The sequence below is a fragment of the Bacillus sp. AK128 genome (assembly GCF_053903075.1).
This window is the reverse complement of sequence record NZ_CP096379.1, coordinates 2,400,343-2,414,844: the sequence shown is the minus strand read 5'-3', so window position 1 is coordinate 2,414,844 and position 14,502 is coordinate 2,400,343. Positions and strand designations below refer to the sequence as shown.

14 protein-coding genes and 1 pseudogene are annotated in these 14,502 nt (G+C 36.8%); 14 read left to right on the top strand and 1 reads right to left on the bottom strand.

Annotation, left to right across the window (positions count from 1 at the left end; translation table 11 throughout):
- The first annotated feature begins 83 nt into the window (after nt 1–83).
- The 4 genes from M1D60_RS12000 (at nt 84) to M1D60_RS11985 (ending at nt 3,444) form a co-directional block, all read left to right on the top strand.
- Entirely contained in the window at nt 84–1,760 is a 1,677-nt protein-coding gene (locus M1D60_RS12000) for a glutamine--tRNA ligase/YqeY domain fusion protein (RefSeq protein ID WP_456275124.1), read from the top strand.
- A gap of 112 nt (nt 1,761–1,872) precedes the next feature.
- Nucleotides 1,873–2,370: a DUF1456 family protein gene (locus M1D60_RS11995; RefSeq protein ID WP_456275123.1), complete on the top strand. Its 498-nt coding sequence runs from the start codon at nt 1,873–1,875 to the stop codon at nt 2,368–2,370.
- Between the two features lie 190 nt (nt 2,371–2,560).
- The gene (locus M1D60_RS11990; RefSeq protein WP_456275122.1) at nt 2,561–3,034 is read left to right on the top strand and encodes a hypothetical protein; all 474 of its coding nucleotides are present in this window, start codon (nt 2,561–2,563) and stop codon (nt 3,032–3,034) included.
- A 128-nt stretch (nt 3,035–3,162) separates the two neighbouring features.
- On the top strand, nt 3,163–3,444 hold the full coding sequence (locus M1D60_RS11985; RefSeq protein ID WP_456275121.1) for a DUF3784 domain-containing protein: 282 nt from the start codon (nt 3,163–3,165) through the stop codon (nt 3,442–3,444).
- 162 nt (nt 3,445–3,606) lie between these two features.
- On the opposite strand, the gene M1D60_RS11980 is transcribed toward M1D60_RS11985, so the two are convergent.
- Nucleotides 3,607–3,753: a YflJ family protein gene (locus M1D60_RS11980; RefSeq protein WP_456275120.1), complete on the bottom strand. Its 147-nt coding sequence runs from the start codon at nt 3,751–3,753 to the stop codon at nt 3,607–3,609.
- Nucleotides 3,754–3,951: 198 nt separating this feature from the next.
- Here M1D60_RS11980 and M1D60_RS11975 point away from each other — a divergent pair, with 198 nt between their 5' ends.
- The 10 genes and pseudogenes from M1D60_RS11975 (at nt 3,952) to M1D60_RS11930 (ending at nt 14,361) form a co-directional block, all read left to right on the top strand.
- Nucleotides 3,952–4,953 carry an LLM class flavin-dependent oxidoreductase gene (locus M1D60_RS11975; RefSeq protein ID WP_456275119.1) on the top strand — a complete coding sequence of 334 codons (1,002 nt, stop codon included), beginning with the start codon at nt 3,952–3,954 and terminating at the stop codon, nt 4,951–4,953.
- Between the two features lie 306 nt (nt 4,954–5,259).
- On the top strand, nt 5,260–5,637 hold the full coding sequence (locus tag M1D60_RS11970; RefSeq protein ID WP_456275118.1) for a hypothetical protein: 378 nt from the start codon (nt 5,260–5,262) through the stop codon (nt 5,635–5,637).
- The gene (locus M1D60_RS11965; protein WP_456275117.1) at nt 5,627–6,127 is read left to right on the top strand and encodes a hypothetical protein; all 501 of its coding nucleotides are present in this window, start codon (nt 5,627–5,629) and stop codon (nt 6,125–6,127) included. The genes M1D60_RS11970 and M1D60_RS11965 overlap by 11 nt, the downstream gene beginning before the upstream one ends.
- A 196-nt stretch (nt 6,128–6,323) precedes the next feature.
- Nucleotides 6,324–6,422 (top strand): annotated as a pseudogene (locus M1D60_RS11960) (DUF523 domain-containing protein); the annotation flags it as partial.
- A 36-nt stretch (nt 6,423–6,458) separates the two neighbouring features.
- Complete coding sequence (locus tag M1D60_RS11955; protein WP_456275116.1) at nt 6,459–7,394, top strand: phosphotransferase enzyme family protein; 936 nt, start codon at nt 6,459–6,461, stop codon at nt 7,392–7,394.
- An 82-nt stretch (nt 7,395–7,476) separates the two neighbouring features.
- Nucleotides 7,477–8,040 (top strand): maltose acetyltransferase domain-containing protein, encoded by a 564-nt coding sequence (locus M1D60_RS11950; RefSeq protein ID WP_456275115.1) that lies wholly within the window; start codon nt 7,477–7,479, stop codon nt 8,038–8,040.
- 322 nt (nt 8,041–8,362) lie between these two features.
- Nucleotides 8,363–9,448 carry a glutamate 5-kinase gene (proB, locus tag M1D60_RS11945; protein ID WP_456275114.1) on the top strand — a complete coding sequence of 362 codons (1,086 nt, stop codon included), beginning with the start codon at nt 8,363–8,365 and terminating at the stop codon, nt 9,446–9,448.
- 16 nt (nt 9,449–9,464) lie between these two features.
- Nucleotides 9,465–10,709: a glutamate-5-semialdehyde dehydrogenase gene (locus M1D60_RS11940; RefSeq protein WP_456275113.1), complete on the top strand. Its 1,245-nt coding sequence runs from the start codon at nt 9,465–9,467 to the stop codon at nt 10,707–10,709.
- Between the two features lie 255 nt (nt 10,710–10,964).
- Nucleotides 10,965–12,272, top strand: coding sequence for an amidohydrolase (locus M1D60_RS11935; RefSeq protein ID WP_456275112.1), 1,308 nt, complete (start codon nt 10,965–10,967; stop codon nt 12,270–12,272).
- Nucleotides 12,273–12,591: 319 nt separating this feature from the next.
- Nucleotides 12,592–14,361, top strand: a complete 1,770-nt coding sequence (locus tag M1D60_RS11930) for a M28 family peptidase (RefSeq protein WP_456275111.1) — start codon at nt 12,592–12,594, stop codon at nt 14,359–14,361.
- The last annotated feature ends 141 nt before the right edge of the window (nt 14,362–14,502 follow it).

The following is a 14,502-nucleotide window of genomic DNA, read 5'->3' as shown; positions in this document are numbered from 1 at the left end:
ATACATATATTTATGGTAGACTAATGACTATTGCATAAGTACCAAATTAGAATACATATAAGATCAAGAAAGGTTGAGAAAGAGTGGAAAATAATTCTTCCAATTTTATCAGAAATATTATTATAAACGATTTAGAGACAGGTAAACGAAACCATGTCATTACTCGGTTTCCACCAGAACCAAATGGATACTTACATATAGGTCATGCGAAATCAATTGTCATTAACTTTGACTTAGCGGATGAATTTAACGGAAAAACTAATCTGCGTTTTGATGATACGAACCCTTTAAAGGAAGACGTAGAATTTGTAAATGCGATTAAAGAAGATGTAAAATGGCTTGGTTATGAATGGGATGGGCTCTTTTATGCTTCTAACTATTTTCAAGAAATGTATGAAAAGGCTGTCCTTTTAATCAACAAAGGTAAAGCATATGTTGATGACCTTTCACCTGATGAAATCCGTGAATACCGCGGAACATTAAAGGAGCCGGGAAAAGATAGTCCATATCGTAATCGTTCAATTGAAGAAAATCTAGACTTATTTGATCGGATGCGTAAGGGTGAGTTTAAAAATGGAGAAAAGGTGTTAAGAGCCAAAATTGATATGGGTTCTCCAAATATTAATTTACGTGATCCTGTTATTTACCGTATTTCTCATGCAACTCATCATAATACAGGGGACGAATGGTGTATATATCCTATGTATGCTTTTGCTCATCCGCTAGAGGACGCAATAGAGGATGTAACGCATTCCCTTTGTACAACTGAGTTTGAAGATCAACGTCCATTATACAACTGGATAGTAGAAGAGTGTGAAATGGTAAGTAAGCCACAGCAAATCGAATTTGGCCGTTTAAATATAACGAACGCTGTAATGAGTAAGCGTAAGCTAAAGCAACTTGTGGATGAAGGTTTTGTTGATGGATGGGATGATCCTCGTATGCCTACAATCTCTGGCTTAAGAAGAAGAGGTTATACTCCAGAAGCAATTCGTACATTCGTAAGAGAAACAGGTGTATCCAAAGGATCTGGTGTAGTTGACTCTCAAATGCTAGACCATTATGTTCGTGAGGATTTAAAACTAAAAGCACCGAGAACAATGGGGGTTGTTCGGCCGATAAAAGTGGTTATTACCAATTACCCAGAAGGACAAGTTGAAATGCTTGATGCTGAAATCAATCCTGAAAATCCGGAAATGGGGACAAGACAAATCCCATTCTCAAGGGAGATTTACATTGAACAGGACGATTTTATGGAGGATCCTCCAAAGAAATACTTCCGTCTTTTCCCTGGTAATGAAGTTCGATTAAAGCATGCCTATTTCATTAAGTGTGAGGATTTCATAAAAGATGAAAATGGTAATGTAGTAGAAATCCATTGTACGTATGATCCTGAAACGAAGAGTGGAACAGGTTTTACAGGTCGTAAGGTAAAAGGAACGATTCATTGGGTAGAGGCTACACAAGCTGTACCTGCTGAGTTCCGTTTATATGAGCCATTACTCGTAAGCGAGCAAACAGAGGAAGTCGACGAAGTGGTAAAAGATATAGAGGTTGAAAAATCATTCTTAGACCAAGTCAATCCGAACTCACTAGAAATTTTAAATGGCTTTGTAGAACCAAACCTAAAAGATGTCGAAACGGAAACAAAGCTACAATTCTTTAGACACGGCTACTTTAATGTGGATACAAAGCATACAACGAAAGAGCAAATTGTGTTTAATTTAATCGTATCTTTAAAGAGTTCGTTTAAGCTCTAGTTTTGAGCATCTAACACTACGTAACATCGGGACGGTTCTCACTCGGTTTTTGAGTGGAGAACTGTCCCTTTACTATTCAGAAAACACTAAATAAGTATTTGGAGGTAATAAATTGAATAATAACGATCGCTTGATTAGATTACGTTATGCATTAGATTTAAGAAATACAGAGATGGTTGAAATATTTAAACTAGGTGGTATTGCCATTACAAAAGAAGAAGTCCTCAAGCTACTAACTAAGCAGAAGGAAAGTGAAGATTTTGAAGGTGATCTTGAGCAAAATGAAGGATGTACGAACCAGATGTTAGAGTCCTTTCTAAACGGATTTATTATCTATAAAAGAGGGAAACAAGATCCAAAACCAGGACAACCAGACATGCCCGAGTTGACCAATGAATCAATGAATAATACTTTGTTAAAAAAAGTAAAAATTGCTTTATCGTTAACAACTGAGGATATGTTAGACATCTTTTTAAAAGCTGGAATTCTAGTTACAAAAGGAGAGCTTGGGGCGTTACTTAGGAGAGAGGGACATAAAAATTATAAAGAATGCGGAGATAACTTCGCGAGGAATTTCTTAAAGGGACTGGCAATTAAGTATCGATCGTAAAACCACCTTTTAAGTGAATACTAACTACTTGGGATCAGCCAACTTTTACCTCAAATCTACACTATAAAGCTTTTTAATATTGTTTTCCATCAAACTCCTTTATCTCACCATTTATAGTCTTTAACTGGAATAGATTCTTCTCATCTTGGGGATTAATGAGAAGGAATAGGTTAGAGATAGGAGGGCCTCAATGGAATCAAATAAAATTATTTTTGACCTTGAAGAAATATATGATTTCTCAAATAAGAATCAACAAATTGAGAGAATTGATGTAGAAAAAAAATATAACGAAATAGACCTTATTAAGAAGAAATATGAAGAAAAAAAGGAACTTCTAGAGCAGACGCTTAATCTGAATCAAAAAGAATTAAATAATAGATTAAATAGGCTTCAAGCTAATACTTTTTTAAAGCCCATAAATGTAACTTTTATGCTGATTGCAATCTATTTAAGTTTAGAATATAAGAATAATTTGTATTTTAACCCAGTACTCCCGAGTCTATTGTTTTTATACGTTTTTAGTGATTACTTTATCAGAAAAAACGATATATCTAATGTTAAACAGAGACTAGTTAAGATAGAAAATCAGTACAATGAACACTTGTGCAATTTAAAAGATCAGCAAACACAAGAAATCAAGACCATAATTGACAAGCTTACATAATCGTGAAAAACATGTCTCTCTAAAAGGGACGTGTTTTTTTTGCTATATTAAAGGCACAGCTCGAATAGCCTATAACATAAAAAAATTTATTTACAGCCTAGGTACATATTATAAAAGCAGGGAGGTTAATGATGGATCAAGCATTTATTGCTACTACCCTAATCTTATTGACTTTAGCTTACTTTGTGGGTGTAAAAAAACAAACATGGTTATTATCGGGCTTTAATCAAAAGCGTGTAAGAGAACAAGAAAAACTTTCAAAAATAGTTGGTACTTACAATCTAATAATGGGGATTGCCATGTTTATAGGTATTTTTATTGATCATCCGGATAGACAAGTGTTATTTCCAATATTGGTCATAGGATATGTCATCCTTATAGGCTATGTAAATACAAAAATGGTTGAGTAGACAAACGTGAGAGAATCTGATGAGAGTTATTCTCCTAATAAAATAATCCGAATCATCTGTAAAACAAGGACTATGATGATAAATTGATTGAAATAAACAGAAGTAACTCTACATAGTTATTTCAGGGTCCAAGAGAGTTACTTCTGTTTATGCATTGGCTAATTACTTGTTTTGTGAGTTAAAGTAAAGTCTCCTTAGGGTTGACGTATCATATACCTCTAATTTTTTTAACCCCACTGGATGTCGATTAATCCCTGCAGCCTTTAATTGTTGAACAAACCATCCCTTTGAACCAGTATATGGCATCATAATTCCCCTTTCTTTTTTTGTTGAATTATATCCTTATGTATGAGAATCATGAGATATGAATGAGAGGTAAAGAGATATCAAGAAATACTAAAAATTCTAGTGAAAAGTGGATATATGACTACCGAGCAAGTCATTTTGTTTCTTTCACATCTACTGATACTATAGGAGTATATCTTTTTGTGAAAGGACAAGATCATTATGGCAAACATTCAAATACCTATATCTGCACTAAACCTAGCGCCAATTCGTCAAGGGCAAACCCCTTCACAAGCAATTGAATCAATGATTGATTTGGCTCAAGCACTTGAAAAAATGGACTATGAACGATATTGGATTGCAGAGCATCACAATACTCCAACACTTGTTAGTTCTGCTACAGCCCTTTTAATTAAACATACATTAGAACATACAAACAGTATTCGTGTAGGTTCAGGAGGAGTTATGCTTCCGAACCATTCTCCACTAGTAGTAGCTGAACAGTTTGGTACAATGGCTACCATTTATCCTAATCGAGTAGACCTTGGACTGGGCCGTGCTCCTGGGACAGACATGATGACAGCAAGTGCTCTAAGACGTTCACAGAAGGATTCTGTTTATACCTTTCCTGATGATGTACAGTCACTATTGACCTACTTTGGTCCTGAAGAAAACCAAGCGTATGTGAAGGCGCATCCAGGTGTGGGAACCAATGTACCGATTTATATTCTCGGATCTTCAACTGATTCTGCTTATTTAGCAGCAAGTTTAGGACTTCCATACGCATTTGCCTCTCATTTTGCGCCAGCTCATATGGAAGAAGCAATCCAGATTTATCGCCGCCGTTTTAAGCCTTCACAATATCTAGAAAAGCCATATATGATGGTTTGTTTAAATGTGATTGCGGCGGATACTGATGACGAGGCAGAGGTATTATCCACGTCGATGAAACAATTCTTTCTTAACATAGTACGTGGGACACAAAATCCACTACAGCCACCAGTAGATAACATGGACAATATTTGGAGCCCTGCTGAAAAAGAAATGTCATCTAAAATGACAAGTGTTACACTAATGGGAAGTAAGGATACGGTAAGAAAACAGTTTACACGTTTTCAAGAACTATACAATGTTGATGAAATAATGGCTGTTTCATATATATTCGATGAAGAAAAACAAAAACGATCCTATGAGATCTTTAAACAAGTAGTGGATGGAAAATAGGATGTAATAAAGGCGCAGTGCTAAACTTAGTACTGCGCTTTTTGAAGAAAAATAGAACTTGAGTTAGTGAAGGCGAAAGCAATTATAGAATTCTGCGTTCATCTATTTAGTACGTTAATAATCAGGAGACAATTTAGCAGAATCATAATTTAAAAAGGTCCAAACCTCCCATTTTTGTTTTCTTACTTCCGCTAAATATTCCCAATACACCTGACTATTGAATGGTTTTCTTTATTTTCACCCAAATTTCATTATTTTGTTTGTATAATGAAAGCTTGAACAATGATAGTTTAGGAGGATTTGTTTATGATGGGATGGGCGTTAGGTTTTTTAGTAGGATCAGCAGCACTGTTGCTCATTTTTTCTTTTTTTCAAAACAGACAGCTAGCGAAAACCGAGCAGCAGAAATTAGATACGATGTACTTAACAATGATGGAGGAAATCAATAAGCTCCAGTCACAGATTAAGAGGATTGAACTTGATGTAGAGATTACTGGACAAGAAGTCGGGATTAGCTCTAAGGAACGTCAATTAATCCGTGAATTACTAGATTTATATAAACGTGGATACTCAATAGAAAGCATTGCTTCTGAAAAGCAGGTAGACGAAAAGGATGTGCAACAGTTACTCGCTCCTTACATAAGCCCTGTGCATGAAAGGGGATCAGTAGTCAATGAGCACTAATCAAAAGAATAGTTTTGCAGCTGGTCTTTTAGTCGCAACGATTGTATGTGGAATCGCTTATTTTATCGAGCCAAGCCAAGCAGCTACTATTTCTGAAGTTCAAGAGCTTACTGAAGCCGAGATGAAGGAAAGCTTAACTTCAGCCGGATATATAATACACACAAAAGAAGAGTGGAATAAACAGCTTGCTGCTTTAGAAGAAGTAGTAGTTGAGAATGAAACAACTAGTGAAACAGAAGAGACCACTGAGACAATTGAATCGGAAGAAGAACAAGAACAGGTTGTCTATCGAACAATTCTTAATATAGCTTCAGGAATGACAAGTATTGATGTAGGTCGAGTACTTGTAGAGACTAATATCACGGACAGCGCTATGTCATTCGTACAAGAAGTAGAGAAAAGAGGGTTAGCCAATGATCTTCGCCCAGGTACGTATGAAATTAATAGTAATATGACAGTCGATGATGTAATCGCTTTGGTTTTTAAATAAGGTTCTTTTTTTGGATTTTAACAAAGCAACAGTCTATACGAAAACAACCTTAAATAAATGTAAGGCATCCCTAAGTGGATGTCTTTTATTTATTTCATTAGACCAAAGTGAGAAACTTTCGCTTAAAAATTTTATTTGAAAAAGAAATACTGGATATTTATGTTAAAATCATATTAAAAACAATAGGAGAATGATTATGATTTTAGTAAGTTCCTGTTTAGCCGGCATGAAGGTTAGGTATAATGGTTCCCATTGTTTAGATCATAAGATTAGTAAATTAATAGAAGAAGATAGAATTGGCATTAGCATAACCTAAAATATATAGAAATAGGTGATCATTATTAACAATGCTATTCAAACAAAACTTTGTCAAAGCTATGGTCTTCCACCATCCGTGGTTATAAATCTTTTAAACGATGGAGAAAATCAAACTTTTATAACAGAATTAAATGAGATAGTGATTAGAAAATACCGGACCAATCGATTTTCGAAACAGCAGATTCAAGCCGAAATAGCATGGTTAAAAGTACTGGGTGGGGATTTCTTAGTCCCAAACATTATTCTCAATAGTGATAATGAGGAAGTTACATCTATCATTAGTGAGAACAAGGAACTTCACTTTACTGCCTTTCAGTTTATTACCGGAGAAGAAATTACAGACCCTGGTCAATCAGACTATGAAAAGCTAGGGGGAATCATGTATCAACTTCATCAAAAATCTAATCAAATCATTAAAGAGACTCCAAAGACTTGGGTTGGATTTCAAAGACCAATATTTGATGAGAAATTAGTGATTCATGATTCCTTAGAAAACCTTTGTAATGCCTCATTCCTAACTACAACACAAAAGGATTTATCGATAAAAATTGCAGAAAAAATCCAGAAACTTTTACCCGGACTTGGTGAATTGCAATTTATTCATAGTGACTTACATTTTGGGAATATACTACAAAGTCATACGGAATGGCATATATTAGATTTTGATGAATGTGGATTTGGCTACCAATCCTTTGACCTTGCTGTTCCACGAATGTTTCTACTGGCAAGCAATCAGCTTCATAACAATTGGAACTCTTTTAAAAATGGCTACAACCACACTCCTTCAGAAACCGCTATTCGTACAGGAACAGCCATGAGAATCTTTTATATGACAGGAAAGATTCCGAATCGGTTAGATATCGAACATATTGGGAAAAACCCAAGCCGATTTGTGGATAGATATTTACAATTAATTGAGGAAGAATTGTCAGGAGAAACACTTGTATAATAGTGTAATCAATTATATTAGCTAGTAACGATGAGTAAGACTACAATAAACCAGCGTAACTAGGATAAGGAGTACAAAATATATGAAGACAGAAAAAGAGAAAATGATAGCAGGAGAGATGTATAATTCTGCTGATCCTCAGTTAATGAAGGAACGCGAACATACAAGAGGGTTGCTTAGACAGTTTAATCAAACGTTAGAAATAGAAAGTGAAAAAAGGACAGAACTATTAAAAGAGATATTAGGTTCAGCTGGAGAGAACGTGTACATAGAACCTACAATCCGGTTTGATTATGGCTACAATACATATGTAGGAAAGGATTTTTACGCAAATTTTGACTGTTTAATCCTAGACGTTTGTGAAGTCAGAATTGGTGACAATTGTATGCTAGGTCCGGGCGTACATATATACACTGCAACACATCCTGTGGACGCAGTAGAGCGAAATGCCGGTAAGGAATTTGGAAAGCCTGTTACAATCGGGGACAATGTATGGATTGGCGGTCGTGCTGTTATAAATCCAGGAATTAAAATCGGTGACAATTCTGTCATTGCTTCAGGTTCAATTGTCACCAAGGATATTCCTGATAACGTCGTGGTTGGAGGGAATCCAGCAAAAGTGATCAAGCAGATCCAAATAAAATAATCGCATTAAAATATCTTGACTATCACCCAGTTATGTCATAAAATTTTGAAAAATCCAACAAAAGAACGTTGATAAAGGATCAGTATGCGGACCTTGTTGTGACAGAGAGCGAAGTTTATTAGCTGGAAGATTTCGCCACAAACAAATCGCAAAACCTACCTTTTGAGTCCTATGAAAACATAGGCGTCTAACCTGACGTTACAGGTAGAGTGGGATGTCAACACACATCCAAATTTGGTGGTACCACGGAAGCTAAGCCCTTTCGTCCTTATTAATAGGATGACTGGGCTTTTTTCTTATTATAAAAAAGGAGGGTTATAGAATGGGGAAAAAGCGTATTGTCGTGAAGATTGGGAGTAGTTCATTAACAAACGAAGGAGGAGAAATTGATTTACTAAAGCTAGCTGACCATGTCGCAGCAATTGCAACACTAAGAAAAGAAGGCCATGAAGTAATATTGGTATCTTCCGGCGCTGTTGCGGCTGGATTTAAAAATTTAGGGTATCCAACAAGACCGAAAACTCTTAAGGGGAAACAAGCAGCAGCATCTGTTGGTCAAGGCCTGTTAATGCGTACTTATTATGAACAGCTTTGTACTTATGGCATTCATCCGGCACAAATACTGTTAACACGTTCGGATTTTTCCAATCGTAATCGGTATAAAAACGCCTATTCGACATTACATGAGCTTTTAGAAAGAGGAATGTTACCGATCATAAATGAGAATGACACTGTTTCTGTTGAAGAGCTGACATTTGGAGATAACGATATGCTTTCAGCCCTTGTAAGTGGACTTGTTCATGCAAACACTTTGATTATCTTGACAGACATTAATGGAATTTATGAAGAAAATCCAAGACATAACCCTACTGCAAAACGAATCGATTATCTAGTTGAAATTAATAAGGACCTTTTAATGGCGGTTGAAGGGTCAGACTCCAAATTAGGTACCGGTGGAATGAAATCGAAGTTATTAGCAGCCAGTACTTCCTTAAAACTAGGTGTTCCGGTGTTTATAGGGCAAGGAAAAGGTTCTAACAAATTAACTAACATTCTAGCAGGTAAGGGAGATGGGACGTACATCGGAGGTCAAGAACTTGTCTCTATAAATACAAAGCGCCAATGGATTGCCTTTCATTCAGAGGTAGCAGGAAGAATTTATGTTGATCCAGGAGCAGAGTCTGCATTGCTGTTCAATGGCAAAAGTCTATTACCCGCTGGCGTCTATGGCGTAGAAGGAAACTTTAAAATAGGGGATGTTGTAGAAGTTTTGGGTGAAGGTGGGTTATTAGGCAAGGGTGAAGTTTCTTGTTCATCAGAAGATTTAAAGTTTACGATAGCTTGTCAAAATAAAAAGAGAGAGAAATCAGCAGAAATTATTCATCGAGATAAATGGGTGAAAATTTAGATTGGAGGTTATGCCGGTGAGTGAGGTTCAAAAAAAGGGACATTTAGCTAAAAAAGCAAGTTTTAGTTTGGTGGGTGTAACAACTACAGAAAAGAACGCTGCCTTAAGAAGGATAGCGATACAATTGCTCAATGACAAAGACGCGATTATTCAGGCAAATCGTATAGATTTACAAGTAGGGACTAATAATGGTTTATCAGAAGCCATGCTTGACCGTATTCTTTTAAATGAAAAAAGAATACAGGATATGGTTGATGCTATTCACCTTTTAATTGATTTAAAGGACCCTATCGGAGAAACCATTGAGACGATTAAGAAAGAAAATGGATTAATCATTTTGAATAAGCGTGTTCCACTCGGAGTTGTTGGGATCATCTATGAAGCAAGACCTAATGTAACAGTTGATGCAGCAACTTTAGCACTTAAAACAGGGAATGCTGTTATATTAAGGGGAAGTTCTTCTGCTAAACATTCAAACATAGCAATCGTTCAATCCATTCATCGAGGATTACGAGAAGGTAGTCTTCCGGTTGATGCTGTTCAACTAATAGAGGATACATCTAGAGAAACTGCTAAAGAACTTTTTCACTTAAACGAATACTTAGATGTACTCATTCCAAGAGGTGGAAAGCAGCTGATTGAAACTGTTGTCAGAGAAGCAAAGGTACCCGTTATTGAAACTGGGGCAGGGAATTGTCATCTTTATATTGATGAAACTGCTGATTTTCAAATGGCGGTGAGAATTCTCTTAAATGGAAAAACTCAACGGCCTTCTGTTTGTAACTCCCTTGAAACTGTACTTATTCATGAAGGATGGTTTAAGGAGTATGGAAAGCATTTATTGAACACGCTTCATGACCATAGCGTTGAAATATATGGAGATGAATGGGTTTGTGATAGTTTTGATCACGCCAAACAGGCAACTGAAGATGACTGGTACACCGAATACTTAGGGCTATCGATAAGCGCAAAGGTTGTCGGAAATCTAATGGAGGCCATTGATCATATTAATCGCTATGGGACCAGACATTCAGAGGCTATTATTACGAGTGAACCAATTCAAGCAACTCTCTTTCAAACGAATGTGGATGCTGCCGCAGTATATCACAATGCATCAACTCGTTTTACAGATGGATTTGAATTCGGGTATGGGGCTGAAATCGGAATCAGTACTCAAAAGCTTCATGCAAGAGGACCAATGGGGCTAAAGGCGTTAACTTCAAGTAAATATTTTATTTATGGAGATGGACAGGTACGGTAAAATGAATACATTTTTCTTTAACAAAGAACCTCCTTGACTTGTTTAGTTTCCGATGAGAAAACTCGGTAAAATAAAGGTATATTCACAAATATGGAGAAGTAATTAAACGTAAAGCTAAAACTAAAGTTTATCTTTAGCCTACGGGAAATGATGGTGAAAAAGTGAAACTATATTTTATAGAAATAATAGCGTATAAATTAGCTTCAAAACCATGCTTTTGTATTACAAAGTATGTACGCAAATAGGAGGCAACATATGAATAATACTACCTTGAACACTTTTATTGAATCCATACAAGACGAGCTTATTTTACGAAGAAGAGAATTTCATCAATATCCAGAAGTGGGCTTCACTGAGTATGTAACAACATACAAGATTGGAAGGGAACTAGAATCATTAGGATTTAAGCTTGCCATTGGAAAAGAATCGATGGTTGGGGATTCTCGACTTGGTATGCCCATAAAGGAGTTACTAGAGGAAAATGAACAAAGAGCACGTGAGATGGGGGTTCCTGATGACTGGATGGAGAAAATGATCGGTGGTCACACTGGACTAGTTGCTGAACTTGATACAGGTCGCGTTGGAAAGCATTTAGCGATGCGGTTTGATATTGATGCGTTACCTATTTTTGAAGCTAAAGAAGAACAGCATCTTCCTTTCAAAGAAGGGTTTCATTCAAAGCGTGACGGTGTCATGCATTCCTGCGGTCATGATGGACACACTGTCATTGGTTTGGGGATAGCTCGTTTTTTACAACACTTTAAGGAAGACTTAACAGGACGTTTCACCCTACTTTTTCAGCCTGCTGAAGAGGGAGGAAGAGGAGCAAAACCCATGGTTGATAAGGGCTGGCTAGATAACGCTGATTTTTTTATTAGTGGCCATATTGGAATTCATTCCTTACCTGTAGGTCAAATCGCCGCGACAACCACAAAGTTTCTAGCAAGTACGAAATATAATGTCTCGTATCGCGGGAAATCAGCACATGCTGGATTAGAGCCAAACGAAGGCAGAAATGCTTTGTTAGCAGCCGCAGCAGCAAGCCTTCATTTAAACGGCATCACCCGTCATTCTGATGGCGCTACAAGAGTTAATGTCGGAAAACTAGAAGCTGGAACCGGTCGAAATATAGTTGCGGATTCCGCGAAGATGGAAATTGAAACACGTGGTGAAACAACAGCTCTAAGTGACTATATGAGAGAAGAAGCTCTGCGTATCATTAAGGCAACATCATCCCTTTACGATGTCAAAGAAAATATTGATATAGTTGGATTTGCTCCAAGTGCAGAGTGCAATCAGGAATGGGTTAGTTTGATAGAAAAGGCTTGCACTAATAGTGATCGCATTAAGGGTGTTATTCCAGTTTTACCACTTGGTGCTTCAGAGGATGTTACCTTTATGATTAACCATGTACAAAAACAAGGTGGGCTTGCTACTTACTTAGTATTTGCTTCACCTCTTCCAGCGGGGCATCACCATCCAAGCTTTGATTTTGATGAATCCGTCATTCCTGTAGCGATAGAGACTATGGCTAGAATCATAATAGAAGTATCAAATTTATAGGTGCTGATTTAAACGTTGTCAGGGTCGATAAAGAGCAGGTTGTGATCATGGAAGATAAGACTTTTTTGGAATGTGATTTGTCACAATTAGTCATATGATTGGATGCCAACCTCTACAGTTTGATGATAGAATAAAGGTTATATTCACTTTTAGAAACAATCCCAAAGGAAATTAAACCCTTTGGTTTTTTTACAAATTTAATTTTCTGTATATTTAAAATATTTAGCATTTAAGTTGTATCTACTTAAATAACCGCCTCACCACAGGATTCATTCATTGAAAAGAATAAGTATTACATGATAGAGAGGGGTTCTTGAATATGCCAAGTTTAATGAATAATGAAATTGAAAAATTATTGCTAGGTGAAATTAGTTTAGATGTCCCTAAGGCTGTGTTAGAAAGGTTTAGTACATTAATACGTGAGTCAGGAAGTGAGGATGAAAGGATTGCTTCTTATTTTCTTACAAGCCACCTCGAGAAATGGGGCGTGCCTTTTAAGGTACATACACCAGAGTTATATTTAAGTGTCCCAAAGAAAGCTACTATGAAGCTTACTAGTCCAATAGAAAAGGAGTTTCGAGTTAAGACTCCATCATTCTCCATTGCGACAGGGGACCAAGCAATAAGTGGTGAACTTGTATATGTTAATACAGGCTACGCCAAAGGAATTAATGATATCTTTGGAACAAAAGTGGAAAACAATATTGGTGATTTAACAGGGAAAATAGTCTTAACAGAGGGTTTCCCAATGCCAGGAAAAGTACAGGAATTTACCGATTTGGGTGTTACAGCCATGATGTTCATTAGTCCGGGTAAAAATATTCATGAAGGTATTTGTACGACCATTTGGGGTGCGCCAGATCTTGATAACATGAATGATGAGCCTAAAATCCCTGTATTGGCCATTAATAAACCTGACGGGGAAGAATTGAAAATCCTATCTCAAAATGGAAAAGTTGAGATTGAATGTAATACATTTTTAGAAAAGGATTGGATGGAATGTCCAGTTATTGATATTTTCATAGAAGGAACAGATGAGCCTGAGAAATATATTCTTCTTCATGGACATCTAGATTCCTGGCATGAAGGAATAGGTGATAATGCAACTGGAGATGCTACGCTGCTTGAACTGGCAAGAATTTTTCATAAACACCGTGACAAGTTAAAGCGGAGTGTTCGGATTGCTGTTTGGACCGGACATTCTACAGGACGATACGGTGGTTCGACATGGTTTGTTGACCAATTCGGGTTAGACTTAGAAAGAAATTGTATCGCTCAGGTAAACTGTGATTCTCCGGGGTGCGTGGACGCAACATCCTATGAATATATGATGTGGATGAGTGAAGCTGATGAATTTTGTAAAGATGTCATCAATGATGTAGTAAGCCAGCCAGCAAAGGGTACAAGGCCACTACGTGCAGGTGACTATTCATTTAATAATATTGGAATCACTTCGTTTTTCATGCTTTCATCGAGCATGCCTGAAGAGCTACTAAAAGAAAAAGGCTATTATCCAGTCGGGGGATGTGGTGCGAATATTGAGTGGCATACAGAGGAAGACTTGATGCATGTAGCAGACCTGTCTATCTTAGAAAAAGACATGAAGATTTATCTTACAGCTATTCTTCGTGCTGTTAATTCAACAATCCATCCGTTTAATTTCGTCCACACCGCAGATGAATTTGAGGCAACTATTAAAACATACCAAGAAAAAGCCGGTAATCACTTTGATTTTACTCCTGCGCTTCATGAAGTTGCTAGCTTAAGAGAGGACTTAGTTGTTTTTTATAAAAGAATGCAAGAATTGAAAGGTCTTGAAATAAGTGACACAAAGGTTAAAAAGGTGAATTCAACCATTGAAAAATTAGCCCGAATCCTTGTTACGATTAATTTCACAAGGAAAGGAAAGTTCCGTCATGATTCCGCTTTAAATGTTCCCCCTCTTCCAGATATTGCACCAGCTACAAATTTTTCAAAGGTTACTGAGGGATCGCATGAATATAAAGTGTTAAAGACACATTTAACTCGAGGCCAAAACCGGGTAGTGTGGTCACTTCAACAAGCTAGAGAATTACTAGGGAACGTATAATAAAAGAAGTAAACAAAATGTATTAATAGTATGGCATCGAGTGTCCATGTCATGTCTTTGTGGTTAGGAACTACTACTCACCAACACCAGAAAATGAATCAGACTACAAAGCAGGATTAAAATCACACCAATTTTAATCTT

What these genes read in the sequence shown, in the direction of transcription:
- M1D60_RS11975 (WP_456275119.1), top strand. Translation starts at nt 3,952, where the DNA reads ATGGCAAACATTCAAATACCTATATCTGCACTAAACCTAGCGCCAATT.
- M1D60_RS11980 (WP_456275120.1), bottom strand. Translation starts at nt 3,753, where the DNA reads ATGATGCCATATACTGGTTCAAAGGGATGGTTTGTTCAACAATTAAAG.
- M1D60_RS11985 (WP_456275121.1), top strand. Translation starts at nt 3,163, where the DNA reads ATGATGGATCAAGCATTTATTGCTACTACCCTAATCTTATTGACTTTA.
- M1D60_RS11950 (WP_456275115.1), top strand. Translation starts at nt 7,477, where the DNA reads ATGAAGACAGAAAAAGAGAAAATGATAGCAGGAGAGATGTATAATTCT.
- proB (WP_456275114.1), top strand. Translation starts at nt 8,363, where the DNA reads ATGGGGAAAAAGCGTATTGTCGTGAAGATTGGGAGTAGTTCATTAACA.
- M1D60_RS11965 (WP_456275117.1), top strand. Translation starts at nt 5,627, where the DNA reads ATGAGCACTAATCAAAAGAATAGTTTTGCAGCTGGTCTTTTAGTCGCA.
- M1D60_RS11930 (WP_456275111.1), top strand. Translation starts at nt 12,592, where the DNA reads ATGCCAAGTTTAATGAATAATGAAATTGAAAAATTATTGCTAGGTGAA.
- M1D60_RS11990 (WP_456275122.1), top strand. Translation starts at nt 2,561, where the DNA reads ATGGAATCAAATAAAATTATTTTTGACCTTGAAGAAATATATGATTTC.
- M1D60_RS11935 (WP_456275112.1), top strand. Translation starts at nt 10,965, where the DNA reads ATGAATAATACTACCTTGAACACTTTTATTGAATCCATACAAGACGAG.
- M1D60_RS11970 (WP_456275118.1), top strand. Translation starts at nt 5,260, where the DNA reads ATGATGGGATGGGCGTTAGGTTTTTTAGTAGGATCAGCAGCACTGTTG.